Origin of the sequence: Pseudomonas spirodelae (genome assembly GCF_034653255.1) — a bacterium.
Classification (GTDB): Bacteria; Pseudomonadota; Gammaproteobacteria; order Pseudomonadales; family Pseudomonadaceae; genus Aquipseudomonas; species Aquipseudomonas spirodelae.
Map to the genome: position 1 here is coordinate 12,411 of NZ_JAYEET010000048.1, position 18,769 is coordinate 31,179.

General features: G+C 59.1%; 15 protein-coding genes. 8 read left to right on the plus strand and 7 right to left on the minus strand.

Going from position 1 to position 18,769, the window contains the following annotated elements:
- Position 1: 1 nt before the first annotated feature.
- Genes SOP97_RS15805 through SOP97_RS15820 form a run of 4 tightly spaced genes read right to left on the minus strand, consistent with a single transcriptional unit; the run spans position 2 to position 5,765 of the window.
- On the minus strand, positions 2 to 1,021 hold the full coding sequence (locus tag SOP97_RS15805; RefSeq protein WP_274086669.1) for an ABC transporter permease: 1,020 nt from the start codon (positions 1,019 to 1,021) through the stop codon (positions 2 to 4).
- A 1-nt stretch (position 1,022) separates the two neighbouring features.
- Entirely contained in the window at positions 1,023 to 2,096 is a 1,074-nt protein-coding gene (locus tag SOP97_RS15810) for a microcin C ABC transporter permease YejB (RefSeq protein WP_274086668.1), read from the minus strand.
- Between the two features lies 1 nt (position 2,097).
- Positions 2,098 to 3,939: an extracellular solute-binding protein gene (locus tag SOP97_RS15815; RefSeq protein ID WP_274086667.1), complete on the minus strand. Its 1,842-nt coding sequence runs from the start codon at positions 3,937 to 3,939 to the stop codon at positions 2,098 to 2,100.
- Positions 3,936 to 5,765 (minus strand): extracellular solute-binding protein, encoded by a 1,830-nt coding sequence (locus SOP97_RS15820; protein ID WP_274086736.1) that lies wholly within the window; start codon positions 5,763 to 5,765, stop codon positions 3,936 to 3,938. Before SOP97_RS15820 ends, SOP97_RS15815 begins: the two co-directional genes overlap by 4 nt.
- A gap of 146 nt (positions 5,766 to 5,911) precedes the next feature.
- On the opposite strand from SOP97_RS15820, the gene SOP97_RS15825 reads away from it, so the two are divergent.
- Positions 5,912 to 7,357, plus strand: a complete 1,446-nt coding sequence (locus SOP97_RS15825; protein WP_274086666.1) for an HDOD domain-containing protein — start codon at positions 5,912 to 5,914, stop codon at positions 7,355 to 7,357.
- On the opposite strand, the gene SOP97_RS15830 is transcribed toward SOP97_RS15825, so the two are convergent.
- A complete protein-coding gene (locus SOP97_RS15830) occupies positions 7,358 to 8,896 on the minus strand; it encodes a LysM peptidoglycan-binding domain-containing protein (RefSeq protein WP_274086665.1) in 1,539 nt (512 codons plus the stop codon).
- Positions 8,897 to 8,995: 99 nt separating this feature from the next.
- Positions 8,996 to 9,769: a hydroxyacylglutathione hydrolase gene (gloB, locus tag SOP97_RS15835; RefSeq protein ID WP_274086735.1), complete on the minus strand. Its 774-nt coding sequence runs from the start codon at positions 9,767 to 9,769 to the stop codon at positions 8,996 to 8,998.
- Between the two features lie 74 nt (positions 9,770 to 9,843).
- Between gloB and SOP97_RS15840 the strand changes: the two genes are divergently transcribed.
- The 7 genes from SOP97_RS15840 (at position 9,844) to nudC (ending at position 17,875) form a co-directional block, all read left to right on the plus strand.
- The gene (locus SOP97_RS15840; RefSeq protein ID WP_274086664.1) at positions 9,844 to 10,605 is read left to right on the plus strand and encodes a class I SAM-dependent methyltransferase; all 762 of its coding nucleotides are present in this window, start codon (positions 9,844 to 9,846) and stop codon (positions 10,603 to 10,605) included.
- A 36-nt stretch (positions 10,606 to 10,641) separates the two neighbouring features.
- Complete coding sequence (rnhA, locus tag SOP97_RS15845) at positions 10,642 to 11,094, plus strand: ribonuclease HI (protein ID WP_274086663.1); 453 nt, start codon at positions 10,642 to 10,644, stop codon at positions 11,092 to 11,094.
- Positions 11,087 to 11,830, plus strand: a complete 744-nt coding sequence (gene dnaQ, locus SOP97_RS15850; RefSeq protein ID WP_274086662.1) for a DNA polymerase III subunit epsilon — start codon at positions 11,087 to 11,089, stop codon at positions 11,828 to 11,830. Before rnhA ends, dnaQ begins: the two co-directional genes overlap by 8 nt.
- 175 nt (positions 11,831 to 12,005) lie before the next feature.
- Positions 12,006 to 14,264, plus strand: coding sequence for an Orn/Lys/Arg family decarboxylase (locus SOP97_RS15855; RefSeq protein WP_274086661.1), 2,259 nt, complete (start codon positions 12,006 to 12,008; stop codon positions 14,262 to 14,264).
- A 238-nt stretch (positions 14,265 to 14,502) separates the two neighbouring features.
- The gene (locus SOP97_RS15860) at positions 14,503 to 15,315 is read left to right on the plus strand and encodes a crotonase/enoyl-CoA hydratase family protein (RefSeq protein WP_274086660.1); all 813 of its coding nucleotides are present in this window, start codon (positions 14,503 to 14,505) and stop codon (positions 15,313 to 15,315) included.
- Between the two features lie 50 nt (positions 15,316 to 15,365).
- Positions 15,366 to 17,045 (plus strand): ferrous iron transporter B, encoded by a 1,680-nt coding sequence (locus SOP97_RS15865; protein ID WP_322950078.1) that lies wholly within the window; start codon positions 15,366 to 15,368, stop codon positions 17,043 to 17,045.
- A 2-nt stretch (positions 17,046 to 17,047) separates the two neighbouring features.
- Positions 17,048 to 17,875 carry an NAD(+) diphosphatase gene (nudC, locus tag SOP97_RS15870; RefSeq protein WP_411912075.1) on the plus strand — a complete coding sequence of 276 codons (828 nt, stop codon included), beginning with the start codon at positions 17,048 to 17,050 and terminating at the stop codon, positions 17,873 to 17,875.
- Here the strand turns inward: nudC and SOP97_RS15875 are convergent.
- The gene (locus SOP97_RS15875; protein ID WP_274086658.1) at positions 17,843 to 18,628 is read right to left on the minus strand and encodes a TSUP family transporter; all 786 of its coding nucleotides are present in this window, start codon (positions 18,626 to 18,628) and stop codon (positions 17,843 to 17,845) included. The two genes, nudC and SOP97_RS15875, sit on opposite strands and share 33 nt — an antisense overlap.
- Positions 18,629 to 18,769: the final 141 nt, after the last annotated feature.

An 18,769-nucleotide genomic window follows, 5' to 3' on the forward strand; every position in this document is an offset into this window, starting at 1 on the left:
GTTATTTCCTCGGATCGAAGGCATCGCGTGCGGCTTCACCGATAAACACCAGCAAACTGAGCATCAGGGCGAGTACTGCAAAGGCGCTGATACCTAGCCACGGCGCTTGCAGGTTGGACTTGCCTTGCGCGACCAGTTCGCCCAGCGACGGCGCGCCAGGCGGCAGGCCGAAGCCGAGGAAATCCAGCGCAGTCAGGGTGCCGATCGCACCGGTGAGGATGAACGGCATAAAGGTCATGGTGGAAATCATCGCGTTGGGCAGGATATGGCGGAACATGATCGAGCCGTTCTGCATACCCAGGGCACGGGCCGCGCGCACATATTCCAGGTTGCGCCCACGCAGGAACTCGGCGCGCACCACATCGACCAGGCTCATCCAGGAGAACAGCAGCATGATGCCCAGCAGCCACCAGAAGTTCGGCTGCACGAAACTGGCCAGGATGATCAGCAAGTAGAGCACCGGCAGACCCGACCAGATTTCCAGAAAGCGCTGCCCGACCAAGTCGACCCAGCCGCCGTAGAAGCCTTGCAATGCGCCGGCAAATACGCCGATCACCGAGCTGGCCAGGGTCAGGATCAGGGCGAACAGCACCGAAATACGGAAGCCGTAGATCACCCGCGCCAATACATCGCGGCCCTGGTCATCGGTGCCGAGCAGGTTCTCCGTTGAGGGCGGCGCGGGGGCGGGCACCTGCAGGTCGTAGTTGATGCTGGAGTAGCTGTAACGAATCGGCGGCCAGATCATCCAGCCATCCTTTGCCTTGATCAGCTCTTGGATGTATGGGCTCTTGTAGTTGGCCTGCAGCGGAAACTCGCCGCCGAAGGTGGTTTCCGGGTAGCGCTTGAATACCGGGAAATACAATTCGCTGTCGTAGCTCACCACCAAGGGTTTGTCGTTGGCGATCAGCTCGGCGCCCAGGGTGACGAAGAACAGCACGAGGAATATCCACAGTGACCACCAGCCGCGTTTGTGCGCCTTGAACAGCTGGAAGCGGCGTTGATTGATTGGCGACAGTTTCATCTCAACCCTCCCTGCTTTCAAAGTCGATGCGTGGGTCGACGAGGGTGTAGGTAATGTCGCCGATCAATTTCACCACCAAACCGAGCAATGTGAAGATAAACAGGGTGCCGAATACCACCGGGTAATCGCGATTGATCGCGGCCTCGAAGCTCATCAAGCCGAGGCCGTCGAGGGAGAAAATCACCTCGATCAGCAAGGAGCCGGTAAAGAAAATGCCGATAAAGGCCGCTGGGAAGCCCGCGATGATGATCAGCATGGCGTTGCGGAATACATGGCCGTAGAGCACGCGGTTATTGCTCAGGCCCTTGGCGCGAGCAGTGACCACATATTGTTTGTTGATCTCATCGAGGAAGCTGTTTTTGGTCAGCAGCGTCAGGGTGGCGAAGTTACCGATTACCAGCGCGGTGACAGGCAGCGCCAGGTGCCAGAAGTAGTCGAGCAGTTTGCCGGTAAAGCTCAGCTCGTCGAAGTTGTTCGAGGTCAGCCCGCGTAGCGGGAACCAGTCCCAGTAGCTACCGCCGGCAAACAATACGATTAGCAGGATGGCGAAGAGGAAGGCGGGGATGGCGTAGCCGACGATGATTGCCGAGCTTGTCCAGACGTCGAAGGCGCTTCCGTGGCGGGTGGCTTTGGCGATACCCAGGGGGATCGACACCAGGTACATGATCAGCGTGCTCCACAGCCCCAGCGAGATCGATACCGGCATTTTCTCGATGATCAGGTCGATGACCTCGGCATCGCGAAAGAAGCTAGAGCCGAAGTCCAGTTGCGCGTAACTCTTGAGCATCAGCCAGAAGCGCTCAGGGGCGGATTTGTCGAAGCCATACATACGCTCAATTTCCGCCACCAAGTCGGGGTCAAGGCCCTGGGCACCGCGGTAGTTGGAGCCGGCTACCGCGACTTCAGCACCGCCGCCGGCAATTCGGCTGGTGGCGCCGTCAAAGCCTTCCAGCTTGGCGATCATCTGCTCGACGGGGCCACCGGGCGCGGCCTGAATGATGATGAAGTTGATCAGCAAAATGCCGAACAGCGTGGGAATGATCAGCAGCAGCCGACGAAAGATATACGCCAGCATCTTATTGCTCCACGTCTGCAGTGGCCTTGGCCTCCGCCGCTTCGGGTGATTGCGCGCGGGCCCACCAGGTATGTAAGCCAATGTCGTATTGCGGAGTGACTTTGGGGTGCTCGAAACGGTTCCAGTAAGCCACGCGCCAGGTCTTGATGTGCCAATTGGGCACCACGTAATGGCCCCACAACAGCACGCGGTCGAGGGCGCGCGTGTAGCTGATCAGGCTCTGCCGTGAGTCAGCATTGATCAGGCCTTCAACCAGGCTGTCCACGGCCGGGTCTTTGAGGCCGATAAAATTACGGCTGCCGGGGTTGTCGGCGCTGCTGGAGTGCCAGTATTCACGTTGCTCATTGCCGGGCGAGTTGGACTGGCCAAAGCCGCCCACGATCAAGTCGTAATCACGCGAGCGCAGGCGATTGATGTACTGGGATACATCAACGCGACGGATCACTAGCTCGATGCCGAGGTCGGCCAGGTTGCGTTTGAATGGCAGCAATACGCGTTCGAACTCGGTTTGCGCCAGCAGGAATTCGATGCTCACCGGTTTGCCCGTGCTGTCGAGCATCTGGTCGCCATCGACACGCCAGCCGGCTTCTTGCAAGAGCTGGTAGGCACGGCGCTGCTGCTCGCGAATGATGCCGCTGCCATCGGTAACCGAAGGCTGGTATTCGTCGGTAAACACCTGTGGCGGTACCTGTTCGCGCAAAGGTTCAAGCAGCTTCAGCTCGTCGGCCGAAGGCAGGCCGATTGACGCCAGTTCGGAGTTGTCGAAGTAGCTGCGGGTGCGGGTATAGGCGCCGTTAAACAGCTGGCGGTTGGTCCACTCATAATCAAACAGCAGGCCGAGTGCTTCGCGTACCCGACGGTCGCTGAAAAGCGGGCGGCGCGTGTTGAAGATAAACCCCTGCATGCCGGTGGGGTTGTGGTTGGCGATCTCTTCCTTGATCAGCTGGCCGTTGGCCACGGCTTCGGTGTTATAGGCGGTGGCCCAGTTTTTTGCGCTCATTTCCAGCCAGTAGTCGAATTGACCGGCTTTGAGCGCTTCCAGGGCGACGGTGTTATCGCGGTAGTAGTCGATTTGCAGGGTGTCGAAGTTGTAGAAACCGCGGTTGACCGGCAAGTCTTTCCCCCACCAGTCCTCGACCCGCTCATAGCGGATTGAGCGTCCGGCTTGTACATCCGCCACTTTGTAGGGGCCGCTGCCAAGTGGAATGTCCAGATTGCCTTTGCTGAAATCGCGCTCTGCCCACCAGTGTTTCGGTAATACCGGTAGCTGGCCGACGATCAGCGGCAGCTCACGATTGCCGGCATGCTTGAACACGAAGCGAACCCGCAGAGGGCTTTCGACCACGACCTTGTCGACATCCGCGTAATAGCCGCGGTACATCGGTGCGCCCTGGCTCATCAGGGTGTCGAAGGTGAATTTAACGTCTTCGGCGGTGACCGGCTGGCCGTCATGGAAGCGTGCTTCGGGGCGTAGGTAAAAGCGCACCCAGGCGTTGTCTGGGGCTTTCTCGATTTTTTCTGCGATCAGGCCATATTCGGTAAAAGGCTCATCCAGACTATGGCGGGTCAGGGTGTCGTAAATCAGGCCGATGTCATCGGCGGCCACGCCCTTGTTGATAAACGGATTGAGGCTGTCGAAGCCGCCAAACCCGGCCTGGCGCAAGGTGCCGCCTTTGGGCGCATCGGGGTTGACGTAGTCGAAGTGCTTGAAGTTGGCCGGGTATTTGGGCGGCTCGTCATACAGGGTTTGCGCGTGTTTGGGGCTGGCCAACGCCAGACCAGCAACGCCAAGCAGGGCAATGCCGCTGAAACGGATCAATAGGGTGCGCAATGCATGGGTCATTTAGCGTTCTCCATGGATTTCAGCCACCAAGTGCGCAGGCCCAAGGTGTAGGGCGGCGTGGTGACGAAGGCAAATCGGTTGCGGTAAGCCAGGCGGTGGTAGTCGATATACCAATTCGGAATGGTGTAGTGCTGCCATAACAGCACGCGGTCGAGGGCGCGAGTGGCCGCCACTTGCTCGGTTCGCGTTTGCGCCGTCAGCAACTTTTCAATCATGGCGTCGACCACTGGGTGATTAACCCCCGCGTAGTTGCGACCGCCTTTCGTGTTGGCCTGGGATGAATGGAAGTATTGGGATTGCTCAAGACCGGGGCTGAGGGTTTGCGGCAGGGTGAGCAGAATCATGTCGAAGTCGTATTGATCAAGGCGTTGCTTGTACTGGGCGCGGTCGACAGTACGCAGGTTGGCTTGGATGCCAATACTGGCGAGGTTCTCGGTAAAAGACTGGAGAATCCGCTCAAGGTTCGGGTTAACCAGCAGTATCTCAAGGCTCAGTGGCTGGCCTTGGCTATTGAGTAGGCGCTGGCCTGAAAGCTTCCAGCCGGCATCGGCCAGTAGACCGAGGGCGCGGCGCAAGGTTTCCCGTGGGATGCCCCGGCCATCGGTCTGCGGCATGCTAAATGGCTCGGTAAACAGGCGGGCCGGCAGCTGCTTGCGATAAGGCGACAGCAGCAGCCATTCGGCGCCTTCCGGTTTGCCGGTGGCTGAGAACTCACTGTTCGGGTAATAGCTTTTGGCGCGGGTGTAGGAGCTGTTGAATAGCGCGCGGTTGGCCCATTCAAAGTCAAACATCAGGCCCAGGGCTTCACGGACTTTGCGGTCGCTGAACATCGCGCGGCGGGTGTTCATAAACAGCGCCTGGGTCTGCGTCGGAATCTGGTGGGCAATTTCGGCACGAATGACTTCACCACGGCTTAGCGCCGGGAAGCGGTAGCCATTGGCCCAGTTCTTCGCTTGCTGCTCGATATAAATATCGAATTCGCCGGCCTTGAACGCTTCGAATGCGACATGGCTGTCGCGGTAGAACTCCACGTCGACCCGGTCGAAGTTGTACTTGCCGCGGTTAACTGGCAGATTCGCGCCCCACCAATCCTTGACCCGTTCAAAACGCAGGCTGCGCCCAGGGCTGACCTGGGTGATGCGATAAGGCCCGCTGCCCAGGGGCGGCTCATAGGTGGTGGCCTTGAAGTCGCGGCCTTTCCAGTAATGTTGCGGCAACACCGGCAACTCGCCCAGGCGCAGAATCAACAACGAACTGCCGGCGCGCTTAAGGACAAAACGGATGCTGTGGCGGTTGAGAATGTCGACCCGTTTCACTGTCTGCAGGTTGCTGCGGTACTGCGGGTGGCCTTCCTTGAGCAGCAAACGGTAGGAGAACGCTACGTCATAGGCGGTAATCGGCTTACCGTCATGAAAACGCGCTTCGGGGCGCAGGTTGAACACCACCCAGCTGCGGTCATCGCTGTATTCGACTGATTCGGCAATCAGGCCATAGCTGGATGCGGGTTCGTCACCCGAAGGGTCATAGGCACCGGTGCCGACCATCAGCGGCGCATTGAGCTCATTGACGCCGTATTGCAGAAAGTTGGCCGTGCTGATCGGGCTGCTGCCCTTGAGCGTGTAAGGGTTGAGCGTGTCGAAGGTGCCGTTGGCCATCATCCGCAGCGTGCCGCCCTTGGGCGCTTCCGGGTTGACCCAGGCAAAGTGGGTAAAGCTGGCGGGATACTTCAGCTCGCCAAACTGAGCGTAGCCATGGCTTGTATACAGGGTGGCCCAGGCAGGCGAATGAATGGCCAGGCAGAGGAACAGCGAGAGGAGGGGACGTATCAAGTGAAATATCCGATCCGTGGCGTCTTGGGGGCTGCTGGTCAGGCACATTAACAGCTTGTATCCGCTGGAAAAAGGGTAGGCTCGCAGGTAAGCAATAGTGGCAATTTAACTACACTGAAACGACTCATTACGAGGACACTGATTTGGCTACAAAATGCCATGGTTTGCAGTCATGGATTGATCGCTTTAATCAAGCCGAATTACCCGCCCTGGCCTCGGTGGTGCATGACCTGCATCGCCTGACGCTGGGCGATAAATCATCGGTTCAGCAATTAGCCGATGTGCTGTTGCGTGATGCCGCGCTGACCGCCAAGGTCCTGCGTATCGGCAACAGCGTCTATTACAACCCGTCCCAGGAAACCATTCGCACCATCTCTCGGGCCATTGTGCTGATCGGCTTCGATAACGTGCGGCAGATCGGCCTGTCCGTCAGCCTGATTGATGGGCTGTTGGCCCGCAGTTCGCGGGATCAGCTGGCCGAATTGCTGGCGCGTTCGTTCCATGCCGCCGTGCAGGCGCGCAATATTGCCGGCTACGTGCTAGCTAAAAACGATGAAGAGGTGTTTATCGCCGCGTTGCTGCATAACGTCGGTGAATTAGCATTCTGGGGCTGCGCGGCTGATGTTGCCGATGAGTTGGCCAGTGCCCTGGCGCAACCAGGGGCGGAAGAAGATGAGGTGGTGATGCAGGTGCTGGGCACCAGCTTTCGTCAGTTGAGCCAGGCCTTGGTGAAAAGCTGGAACCTGGGCGACACCGTCAGCCTGGCGCATCAGTCGACCAGCCAGCACGACCCTGCAGTCAAAGCGGTGACCTTGGGGGTGAAGATCAGCCAGGCGGCGCTGGACGGCTGGGATACGCCGGCGATGGACGCCTTGGTCGTGCAATTGGCTGGCTTTATTGGCGTGACCTCGGAGGAAGCCATGCAGCAAGTGCTGGCCAGTGCCGAGGAAACGGTGAAGATGGCTGCCACCTTCGGCGCTAGCCAACTGTGCAAGCTGATTCCTAATACCGACCCGGAACAAATTCTGCTGCAGCGCGAACAGCGCAAAGCACGGTTGCTACAGCCCAATTTGCTGGTTTTGCAGCAAGCGCTGCAGGACCTTGGGTTGATGGTGACGCGGCGTTCTGATCTGGGGCTGGTGCTCGATACCCTGTTTAAGGGGCTGCATCAGGGCGCGGGGCTGGAGCGCATCATGCTGGTGGTGCTGGCCGACGGGCAGAGCTGTTTTCGCGCCAAACGGGTGATCGGTGAGGGTACCGAGAGTTGGGCGCATGATTTCATCTTGCCCGTTTCCCAGCAGGAGCAGCCGCATATATTCAGTTATGCCCTGCGCAATAAAGAGGCGCTATGGATGGGGGTGCCGGCCAGCTACAACCTCAATGAGTTAGTCACCCAGCCGATTCGTCAGCGCCTGGGGCAGGGCATGTTCTTTGTTGCGCCGCTGTTGGCCGGTGCGCGGGAGATTGGCCTGCTGTACGCCGACGGCCGGGTGTCCGGGCGGGCGTTGAAGCATGAGCAATTTGTCGCCTTCCAACGCTTTACCCAGTTAACCGGGCGTTGCCTGGAGGCGATGAGCAAGAAGGCTTGATCAGTCGGCGCTATACAGCGTCAGGGTCTGGCCGGGCTTGATGGCTTTACCCGCCTTGGGGTTCCAGTTCTGCAGTGTCTTCATCGGCACCTTGAGGCGCTTGGCGATCAGGTAAAGCGAATCGCCCTGGCGGACCTTGTAATAGGTTGCGCTTTGCCTAGGGCTATTGGTTTTGCCCGCTTGTAGGGTCAGTACCTGGCCAACCTGCAGGCTATTGCCTGATAGCTTATTCCAGCGCCGCACATCTTTAACTGCGACCTGATGATGCTTGGCGATCTGCCAGAGGCTATCGCCACGTTTCACCCGGTAGGTGCGGTGTTGTGTGCGCTGTACTGTGGTCAGTGGGTGCAGCGTTTCGCGGGCGACTACCCTAGGCTGGCCAGGAATGCTGAGCATCTGGCCGATGCGTAAGTGACTGCCGGAGAGCTTATTGATGTCCTTCAGGGTGCTCACGGTGACTTGGTGGCGATTAGCAATGCTGTGCAGGCTGTCGCCCGAGCGCACGCGGTACTGCTGCCATTGCACCATCTCCTGGGGCTTCATTTGCGACAGGTTGGCAGTCAGTTGTTCGGCCTTATCGGTCGGCACCAGTAGATGCTGTGGGCCATCCAGGGTAATACCTTTTTTAAAGGCGGGGTTGAGCAGGTACAGCTCGTCTTCATCCAGGCCGGCTATGGCGGCTACACGGGCCAAGTCCATGTGCTGCTTGAACTCAACCTGTTCGAAGTAAGGTTCGTTTGCCACTGGGGCGAGGCTCACGCCATAGGCCTGCGGCGTCATCACGACCTGCGACAGGGCTAACAGCTTGGGCACGTAATTCTGCGTTTCAGTTGGCAGCGAAAGGTTCCAGTAATCGGTCGGCAGGCCGAGTTTCTGGTTGCGCTCAATCGCCCGGCTGACCCTGCCTTCACCAGCGTTATAGGCCGCCAGTGCGAGTAGCCAGTCACCGTTGAACATTTCTTTAAGGCGCGACAGGTAACTGATGGCGGCATCAGTCGAGGCCATCACATCGCGGCGGCCGTCGTACCAGTTGGTTTGGCGAAGGTTGAAGTAGCGCCCGGTGGACGGAATGAACTGCCAGAGCCCGGCGGCATGAGCATGGGAGTAGGCCTGGGGGTTGTAGGCACTTTCGATCATCGGCAGCAGTGCCAACTCCATCGGCATATTGCGCTCTTCCAGGCGCTCAACGATGAAGTGGATGTAGGGGTTGCTGCGTTCGCCGGCTTTTTCGATAAACGATGGATTGCTGACGAACCACAGCCGCTGTTGTTCGATGCGCGGGTTGAGGGTGATGGTCTCTTGCAACTGATAGCCGTTGCGTACCCGCTCCCAAATGTCTGTAGGCGCTTCGGGAACATCCTTGGCGCTGTCTTTCAGCCACTCCGGTTCCTGCTCAAGGCCGACTGTGCGGTCGGGGGCGAGGTGCTGCTGGTTGGTGCTCTGACAGCCCGCCACAGTTATGCATATGATCACCAGAAGCGCCTCGGCGCCGCGTGCTAATGCCTTTAAATTCAAGGTCTTGCGTGGTGATAAAGGCATTGGCGGCGATGTACTTCCCGGCGAAAAGGTCGGGCGATTCTAGAAACGAGCATCCCATTGGTCAAGTTTTAACCAGATTTTTTGTGGGGTTGTCGAGGTTTAGAAGTGATCTTTCCAGGCGCGCAGCGCGGCAAAAACCTCGACTGGCGAGCGGCTTGCGGGCCCTTCGCGCCCAGCGATGCAGGCGATGACTGAAGGTTCTGCGCTGCGTAGAAACGGATTGGTCGCACGCTCCAAACCTATGGATGACGGCAGACTGATCTGCCCGATTTCGCGCCACTGACTGACTTGTTCCACGCGCTGGCTGATTTCGGGGTTTTCAGGCTCAACAGCGGCGGCGAAGCGTAAGTTGCTCAGGGTGTACTCGTGGGTACAGAACACTTGCGTCTGCTCGGGCAGGGCGGCTAGGCGGCTGAGTGAGGCGTGCATTTGCTCGGGCGTGCCTTCGAATAACCGGCCACAACCACCGGCAAAGAGGGTGTCACCGCAAAACAGCCAATGCTGTTCAGGCTGGATATAAGCGATGTGCCCGAGGGTATGCCCTGGCACTTCGACGACGTCAAAACTGTACCCGAGGATCTCTACCAGGTCGCCGTCGCGCAGTGGTAGATCACGTGCGGGTATCTTCTCGTTGGCCGGGCCGAGCACCCGTGCGCCCGTCACGGCCTTGAGCCGTTCCACCCCACCTACATGGTCAAAGTGATGGTGAGTGATCAGGATATCGCTTAACTGCCAGCCAGGATTAGCCGCCAGCCAGGCCTCTACAGGTGCTGCGTCACCCGGGTCGACAACCGCGCAGCGGCGCTGTTCGGCGTCTTGTAGCAGCCAGATATAGTTGTCGGTGAATGCAGGCAGGGCGTCGATTTTTATCATCAGTAGGTCGCTAAGCAGGGCATAAAGGTTCATCTTAGGGCGCAACAGCGGTGCTGGCTACGTAGGTATTTGTTATGACCGATCATCCGTTTGTTCAGGCCGATAGCGAGTGGCTCGATCTCATAGGCGCGGCGCGCGGTTGGCTGGCCGGTCCGCTCGGGCAGTTATTGCTCGAGCAGGAACGGCCGTTATTAGAAGAAGAGCTGGCGCGTTTTTTTGGCGGTTATATGGTGCATTACGGCCCGGCTGCCGATACCCCGCCGGATGCCCAGCAGATTCAGCGCAGTGTGCGCGTGGGCGCGCCGTTCAAAGGCGTCGAGATTGTCTGCGAGGAACACGCCTGGCCGTTGACCGAACATGCCGCCGATGTGGTGGTATTGCAGCACGGTCTGGATTTCAGCCTGTCGCCTCACGGCCTGCTGCGTGAAGCCGCGCGCAGCGTGCGGCCCGGCGGTCATTTGCTGATTGTCGGTATTAACCCGATGAGCAGCTGGGGGATGCGCCATGTATTCACCCGCGATGCGCTGCGTCAGGCACGCTGCATTGCGCCCGGCCGGGTCAGTGACTGGTTGCACCTGCTGGGTTTCGCGCTGGAGAAACGCCGCTTCGGGTGCTATCGTCCGCCGCTTTCTTCGCTGGCCTGGCAGGCACGACTGGCACCGCTGGAGCGCGTGGGCGCCGCCTGGCAGTTGCCGGGTGGTGGTGTTTACGTGCTGGTCGCGCGCAAACTAGTGATTGGCCTGCGCCCACTGCGCCAGCCCAATCGTCAGCAGGTAGGGACGTTGCTGCCGATGCCTGTAGCCAAAGTCAGCCGTCGAGAAACACCGCAGAAATAGAGCCGGCCGATAAATTGAGCGAGAGATTGCAGATACATGAGTGAACAGGTCGAGATCTACACCGACGGCGCCTGCAAGGGTAATCCTGGCGTGGGTGGCTGGGGCGCATTGATGATTTTCAAAGGTGTGGAAAAAGAGTTGTGGGGCGGCGAGGCGGATACCACTAATAACCGCATGGAATTAACCGCCGCCATCCGCGCCCTGGCCGAGTTGAAGCGCTCGTGCGACGTACGCCTGGTGACCGATTCGCAGTATGTGATGCAGGGCATTCAAGACTGGATGCCGAACTGGAAGAAGCGTGGCTGGAAAACCGCCGCCAAGCAGCCGGTGAAAAATGCTGACCTTTGGCAGCAACTCGATGAGCAGGTCAACCGCCATACCGTGACCTGGCAGTGGGTGCGCGGCCATACAGGGCATCCCGGTAACGAGCGCGCCGACCAGTTGGCCAATCGTGGTGTTGATGACGTACGAGGTTTGAAGCATGCGTAGCGTGATTTTGGATACTGAAACCACCGGTATGCCGGTGGCTGACGGCCACCGGATCATCGAAATTGGTTGTGTTGAACTGATTGGCCGCCGGCTGACGGGGCGGCACTTCCACGTTTACCTGCAACCGGATCGTGAGAGCGATGAGGGTGCAATCGCGGTTCACGGTATTACCGATGAGTTCCTCAAGGACAAGCCGCGCTTTAAGGATGTCGCCGATGAGTTCTTTGAATTCATCAAGGGCGCGCAGCTGATCATTCATAACGCCGCGTTCGATATCGGCTTTATTGCCAACGAATTCAACCTGCTGGGGCAGACAGATCGCGCCGAGATCGGCGATTACTGCTCGGTCCTCGACACCCTGCTGATGGCCCGTGAGCGGCATCCGGGGCAACGTAACAACCTCGATGCGCTGTGTAAGCGTTACGGTGTCGATAACTCCGGCCGCGATCTGCACGGCGCCTTGCTTGACGCCGAGATTCTGGCCGACGTCTACCTGACCATGACTGGCGGGCAGACCAATCTGTCCCTGGCCGGTGATGGTTCTGAAGGTGACGGCAATGGCCGTCAGCAACCCACCGCGATTCGTCGTTTGCCTGCCGAGCGTGCCCGCACGCGGGTGATTCAGGCCACTGAAGCTGAGCTTGCTGAGCACAGGGCGCGCCTGGCGATTATCGAGAAGTCTGCCGGCGCCTTGCCGCTGTGGCTGCAAATGGAGCAGCCGCAAGCCGAGGCCTGAGCGGCGAGGGTGGTTGTCGCTTGAGTGAGTTGCAACGGCAGCCACTTCTCGCGAGTTATTCACTCGCGACCTTTTCGTACAGTGTCACGTAGAGGGGGGTTACGCCAGTCAGTGCGAGCCTCTAACCTGAAGCGATCGGCAGGCCCCGCACCTGCCATTCTTCAGGGACGCCACAATGTATAAAGACCTAAAGTTCCCCGTCCTGATTGTGCACCGTGACATCAAGGCCGATACCGTGGCCGGTGACCGGGTACGCGCCATCGCCCAAGAGCTGGAGCAGGACGGCTTCAGTATTCTTTCTACCGCCAGTTCCGCCGAAGGGCGGATTGTTGCTTCCACCCACCACGGCCTGGCCTGCATTCTGGTGGCTGCCGAGGGGGCGGGGGAGAACAACAACCTTTTGCAGGACATGCTTGAGCTGATCCGCATTGCCCGCCGCCGTGCGCCGCAACTGCCGATCTTTGCCATTGGCGAGCAAGTCACCATCGAAAACGCCCCGGCCGAGGCGATGATTGACCTCAATCAGTTGCGCGGCATTCTTTATTTGTTTGAAGACACCGTGCCATTCCTTGCGCGGCAGGTGGCACGCGCGGCGCGTAATTATCTGGATGGTCTGCTGCCGCCGTTCTTCAAGGCGCTGGTACAGCACACCGCGCAATCCAACTACTCCTGGCACACGCCCGGCCATGGTGGCGGAGTGGCGTATCGCAAGAGCCCGGTCGGGCAGGCCTTCCACCAGTTTTTTGGCGAGAATACCTTGCGTTCCGATTTATCTGTCTCGGTGCCGGAGTTGGGTTCGCTGCTTGACCACACCGGCCCGCTGGCCGAGGCGGAAGCCCGCGCGGCGCGTAACTTCGGCGCTGACCACACGTATTTCGTGATTAACGGCACCTCGACTGCGAACAAGATCGTCTGGCACAGCATGGTCGGCCGCGATGATTTGGTACTGGTGGATCGCAATTGCCATAAGTCGATCTTGCATTCGATCATCATGACCGGCGCGATCCCGCTGTACCTGTGCCCGGAGCGCAATGAGCTGGGCATTATCGGGCCGATCCCGCTGTCCGAATTCAGCCGCGAGTCGATTCAGGCGAAGATCGATGCCAGCCCGCTGGCGCGCGGTCGTGTGCCGAGCAGCAGTGGGGCGATGGTCAAGCTGGTGGTGGTGACCAACTCCACTTATGACGGCCTCTGTTACAACGCCGAACTGATCAAACAAACCCTGGGTAACAGCGTCGAGGTGCTGCACTTCGATGAGGCTTGGTACGCCTATGCGGCGTTTCACGAGTTCTATGCCGGGCGCTACGGCATGGGTACGGCGCGCACCGAAGCCGCGCCACTGGTGTTTACCACCCACTCGACGCACAAGCTGCTGGCGGCATTCAGCCAGGCCTCGATGATTCATGTGCAGGATGGCGGTGCGCGCCAACTGGATCGGGATCGCTTCAACGAAGCCTTTATGATGCACATCTCCACCTCGCCGCAGTACGGCATCATCGCCTCACTCGATGTAGCCTCGGCGATGATGGAAGGGCCGGCTGGGCGCTCGCTGATTCAGGAAACCTTCGATGAAGCCCTGAGTTTCCGCCGCGCGCTGGCCAATTTGCGGCAGAACCTCAGCGCTGATGACTGGTGGTTCAGCATCTGGCAGCCGGCCAAGGCCGAAGGCACAGATGATGTGGTGACTGCGGACTGGCTGTTGCAGCCGCAAGCCGATTGGCATGGCTTTGGTGATGTCGCCGAAGATTACGTGCTGCTCGATCCAATCAAAGTCACCTTAGTCACACCCGGGCTGACGGCCGATGGCACGTTGGATGGGCGAGGTATTCCTGCTGCGGTGGTCAGTAAATTCCTCTGGGAGCGTGGCCTGGTGGTGGAGAAAACCGGCCTGTATTCCTTCCTGGTGCTGTTCTCCATGGGCATTACCAAGGGTAAATGGAGCACGCTGCTGACCGAGCTGCTGGAGTTCAAACGCAGCTACGACGCCAACCTGCCGTTAAGCGATGTGCTGCCGTCGATTGCCCAGGCCGGTAAAACCTTCTATCAGGGCATGGGCTTGCGCGATCTGTGCGATGCCTTGCATGCCTGCTATCGAGAAAACGCCACGGCCAAGGCGCTCAAGCGTATGTACACGGTGCTGCCGGAAGTGGCGATCAAACCTGCCGATGCCTACAACCAGCTGGTGCGCGGCGAGGTTGAGGCTGTGCCGATCGAGCAACTGCAAGGGCGGATTGCTGCGGTGATGCTGGTGCCTTATCCGCCGGGTATTCCGCTGATCATGCCGGGCGAGCGCTTTACCGAGCAAACGCGCTCGATCATTGATTACCTGGCCTTTGCCCGCACCTTCGATCGCAGTTTCCCCGGCTTTGATGCCGATGTGCATGGCCTACAGCGTGAGGAGGGGATCTATACGGTCGATTGCATCAAGGCCTGAGGCGCGTCGGGTCGGGGCTTACCGCCCGGCCCGTCACAAGCAACCCCGCTCCGTTCAGGTTGCCTCGGTAGATCAAGCGCTTATCGCCGATAGGTGAATATTGAGCTTAAGGTTGATGGCGTGTTCTGCGTCACACTGGCCGGCATCGACATTTGTCGGTTGGTTGTTATAGTTGCTCGATTTTTAGCATAAGAAAAATCCATATCGTGCGCTTGCGCCCCAGCTGAGGATGACTGCCGTGTCCGACTACAAAGCCTTTAATGTCGTGTTGGCAGATAAGGTCGCCCACGTGGTGATCAATCGCCCAGAGAAAGTGAATGCGATGAACGCGGACTTCTGGCGCGAAATCATCGATATTTTCCGCTGGGTCGACGACACCGATGAGGTGCGCGCCGTGGTGATCTCGGGCGCGGGCAAGCATTTCTCCTCAGGCATCGACCTGATGATGCTGGCCTCTGTCGGCAGCCAGTTGGGCCCTGATGTCGGGCGCAACGCAGAAAAACTGCGGCGCAAAATTCTCGAACTGCAAGCCTCATTTAATGCCGTGGACAATTGCCGTAAGCCCGTACTGGCGGCCATTCAGGGCTATTGCCTGGGTGGCGCGATTGACCTGGTCTCGGCCTGCGACATGCGTTATTCGACGGTCGATGCGCAGTTCTCGATCAAGGAAATCGATATCGGCATGGCCGCGGACGTCGGCACCCTGCAGCGTCTGCCACGCATTATTGGCGACGGCATGATGCGCGAGCTGGCCTTTACCGGGCGCACCATCGACGGTGAAGAGGCCCGCAGCATTGGCTTGGTCAACCGTACTTATGCCGATGCCGATGCGTTGCTGGATAGCGTGATGGGCATTGCCCGCGAGATCGCCAGTAAGTCCCCAGTGGCGATTCGTGGCACTAAAGAGATGATTCGCTACATGCGCGATCACCGCGTTGATGACGGCCTGGAGTACATCGCCACCTGGAACGCCGCCATGCTGCAGTCGGTGGACCTGCGCGTGGCGATGACGGCGCACATGAGTAAGCAGAAGCCTGAGTTTGCTGACTGATGCAGTCCTTGCACTTGTACTTATCACTGACGCGGGAGGCGCAATAGCACATGGTTTCTGGAGCCACGTCGCTTAATCTGGTGCGCGATGAATTGTTCGCCACCATGGAAGAGGCCGAGTCGAGCCTTGAGCACTTTATTGCCGACCGCCACAACGGCAGCCTGCTGCAACAAGCCGTGGAAAACCTGCATCAGGTGCGCGGCACGCTGAACCTGATCGAGCTGACCGGCGCCGAATTGCTGGCGCAGGAAGTGCTGGATCAAGCGACCGATATCCCCGCAGGTGCCGGTGAAGAGCGCGATGTGCAGCTTTCAGCCTTGAGTAACGCCTTGCACGTACTGCGTCGTTACCTAGAGAACGTCGAAGCCAATCGCCAGGAAATGCCTGAACTATTGTTGCCAGCGATCAATGACCTGCGTCAGGCCGGCGGTCAGCCTGCCTTACCGGAAAGCTTCTTTTTTAGCGTGCGTCTTGACCACGCTCGCCCGCATACCGCGCCGCCTGCCATTGATGGCGCGGCGCGCGAAAGTGAAGGCCGACGCTTGCGGCACATGTACCAAGTGGGCTTGCTGGGCTTTATTCGTGAGCAGAACCCACAGGCCAGTCTCAAATTGATGGGGCGTGCACTGAGCCGTGTCGACGGCCTATTTGCCAATGAACCACGCGGGCGGCTGTGCTGGGTCGGTGCTGCGGCTGTCGAGGCGCAGGTTGACGGCCAGTTGCTGGCGCGTAAATCGCGCAAGCAGTTGTTCTCGCGCATTGATCGTGAACTTAAACAGACACTCGCTAATCCTCAGTACGAAGCGCCCCGTGGCCTGCTTAAAGAGCTGCTCTATCTGGTGGCTCTGGCCGGAACGCGCGGGCCACAAGTGACGGCCCTGAGTGAAGTGTTCGGTTTGGCGCCACTGCCGTTTACCGATCACTTGCTTGAAGAGGAATACCAGCGCCTGGCCGGTCCTGGTCAGGCGGTAATGCGTTCGCTGAGCTCGGCGATCCGTGAAGAACTCAATAGCCTGAAAGACATGCTCGATCTGATCGAGCGCGGCACATTGCAGAGCGACAGCCTCAATACCCTGCATGCCTTACTTGGCAAGTTGAGCAAGACCCTCGGCATGGTCGGGCTCAGCTCTGCCGGCAACTCGTTGAGTGCCCAGTTGCCCATTGTTGCCAGTTGGGGGGAGGCGAGTGCGCCGCAACTGCAGGCGCTGAACAAGCTGGCGGATGCAGTGCTCTACGTCGAAGGCATGGTCGCCAGCCTGGAGAGTGGTGAGCGCCGTGAAGTACGGTCTGCCCCGGCGCAATCTGGCAATGAGGCCGAATCGTTTGCCATGCATCAGCTCAATGAAGCACGCATTGTTGTGGTCGATGAAGCGCAGGCGGGTTTGGCGTTGGCCAAGCGCGCGATTACGGCGTACCTCGAGTCGGGCGGTGAGCGTATGCACCTGTCCAACGTACCGTTCAGCCTGCAGGCCGTGCGCGGTGGTTTGTGGTTTCTCGAGCAAAAGCGCGCCGCCGCGTTGGTCGGTGCCTGCGCCGATTACATCCAAAAGCAGATGTTTGATGCGCCGCAGATGCCTTCCGAACAGATGCTGGAAACGCTCGCTGATGCACTCAGTAGCCTTGAGTATTACCTGGAAGCCGGCGCAGTGATGCGTCCGGAAACTCAGCCAAGTGTGCTCGACCTCGCCGCTGAAAGCGTGCGGGCGTTGGGTATGCCGTTGGAGGCCTGAGTATGCAGCGCTGGCAAGCCACCTTTATCGACAGTCAGCAGCCTGGCGGCTGGGTTGTCGTGCATTTTAAGCAGCACTTTCTGGCCGATAGCAACGGCGTACTGTTCCCCCGTGAATGGTTAAAGAAGCAAGATTTACCGGTGCTCGCCGAGCATGGCTTGGGCCATTTTGATGGCGATGCGGTTTACCTGCTGGAGCTGGACCAGCCCTTCGAGATGCCAGGGTTTGTTTGGCAGAGCCTGCGCCAATTCATGCTGCAAGGCGATGCGGACACCTTCAAGTTGCTCAGCTACGCCACGCAGATCGGCACATGGGCCAGCCAGCATCGCTTCTGTGGCAGCTGTGGCGGGGCAATGCAGCATGTCCCTGGGCAGCGGGCCATGCATTGCCCGCGTTGTGAGTTGCAGCATTATCCGCGGCTTTCACCCAGCATGATTGTGCTGGTTACGCGCGGCGATGAGATCCTCCTGGCGCGTTCTCCACGCTTCGTTTCCGGTATTTACAGCACCCTGGCCGGCTTTGTCGAAGCCGGTGAGTCGGTGGAGCAGTGCGTAGCCCGTGAAGTGCGCGAAGAAGTGGGGGTCGAAATCAATAATGTGCAGTACCTGGGCAGCCAGGGCTGGCCTTTCCCGCACTCCCTGATGCTGGGCTTTCATGCCGAATACGCCTCGGGCGAGATCGTCATGCAGGTCGATGAGATTGAGGATGCGCAATGGTTCAGCGTGCACGATCTGCCGCCGTTACCGGCGGCACGCTCGATTGCGCGTTACCTGATTGATGCCTATGTCGCGCGCCGTTTAGGCCAGCCCGAACCAGTGCTGCCAGGCTAGACGCACGGTCAAGCCCAGCACCACGAGGATGAACACTGGGCGGATAAACTTTGAGCCGCCCTTGATCGCGGTGCGTGCGCCGAGAAACGCACCGACCATCAGCGCCAGACCCATGCACAGGCCGAGCAGCCAGGCCACTTGCCCGCTGAAGATAAACACGCTGAGTGCACAAATATTGCTGACAAAATTCATGCTGCGGGCTACGCCGCTGGCCTTAACCAGGTCAAGCGGGTAGAGCAGCAGGCTGCTGACCGTCCAGAACGCTCCCGTTCCCGGCCCGGCCACGCCGTCATAAAAACCCAGGCTCAGGCTCTGTGGCCACTGCCGGCCCTGGGCGATCGGTGCGTCGGCGAGCAGCGGCGCTGCTGGGGTTTTACCAAACAGCAGATACAAGCCGCAGGCAAATACCACCACAGGCAGCATCTGGTTCAACCACGCCGACGGTAACCATTGCGCCATCGCCGCGCCAAGCAGTGCACCCGCCGCTGTGCCGATCAACGCATTGCGCCATTGGCTGGGGTCAAACAATTTGCGCCGGTAGAAGGTGTAACTGGCAGCCGCCGCGCCAAAGGTCGAACTAAGCTTGTTGGTCCCCAGCGCCAGATGCGGCGGGAGGCCGGCAGTCAAAAGCGCGGGAATGGTCAGCAGGCCACCGCCGCCAGCAATGGCATCGATAAAGCCGGCAATAAACGCGACCAGAGCAAGGATGGCCAGCGTCGACAGGTCAACGCTGAGTTCAAATGGGAAGACCATGGAGATTTACCGGGAGTTTTTTAAAGGTCATGTAGCGATGGGCAGACGATAGCCACGAAAAACAACAGGCTATAAAACACGCCCTGTGTCTAATTGTGTTGCTCGCTTGCTGTTCGCCAGCCTGGCAGCTGCGCATAATGC

Coding starts and splice junctions, on each gene's coding strand:
- SOP97_RS15830 (WP_274086665.1), bottom strand. CDS start 8,896: ATGCCTTTATCACCACGCAAGACCTTGAATTTAAAGGCATTAGCACGC.
- dnaQ (WP_274086662.1), top strand. CDS start 11,087: ATGCGTAGCGTGATTTTGGATACTGAAACCACCGGTATGCCGGTGGCT.
- SOP97_RS15840 (WP_274086664.1), top strand. CDS start 9,844: ATGACCGATCATCCGTTTGTTCAGGCCGATAGCGAGTGGCTCGATCTC.
- SOP97_RS15805 (WP_274086669.1), bottom strand. CDS start 1,021: ATGAAACTGTCGCCAATCAATCAACGCCGCTTCCAGCTGTTCAAGGCG.
- SOP97_RS15810 (WP_274086668.1), bottom strand. CDS start 2,096: ATGCTGGCGTATATCTTTCGTCGGCTGCTGCTGATCATTCCCACGCTG.
- gloB (WP_274086735.1), bottom strand. CDS start 9,769: ATGATAAAAATCGACGCCCTGCCTGCATTCACCGACAACTATATCTGG.
- SOP97_RS15875 (WP_274086658.1), bottom strand. CDS start 18,628: ATGGTCTTCCCATTTGAACTCAGCGTTGACCTGTCGACGCTGGCCATC.
- SOP97_RS15865 (WP_322950078.1), top strand. CDS start 15,366: ATGGTTTCTGGAGCCACGTCGCTTAATCTGGTGCGCGATGAATTGTTC.
- nudC (WP_411912075.1), top strand. CDS start 17,048: ATGCAGCGCTGGCAAGCCACCTTTATCGACAGTCAGCAGCCTGGCGGC.
- SOP97_RS15855 (WP_274086661.1), top strand. CDS start 12,006: ATGTATAAAGACCTAAAGTTCCCCGTCCTGATTGTGCACCGTGACATC.
- SOP97_RS15815 (WP_274086667.1), bottom strand. CDS start 3,939: ATGACCCATGCATTGCGCACCCTATTGATCCGTTTCAGCGGCATTGCC.
- rnhA (WP_274086663.1), top strand. CDS start 10,642: ATGAGTGAACAGGTCGAGATCTACACCGACGGCGCCTGCAAGGGTAAT.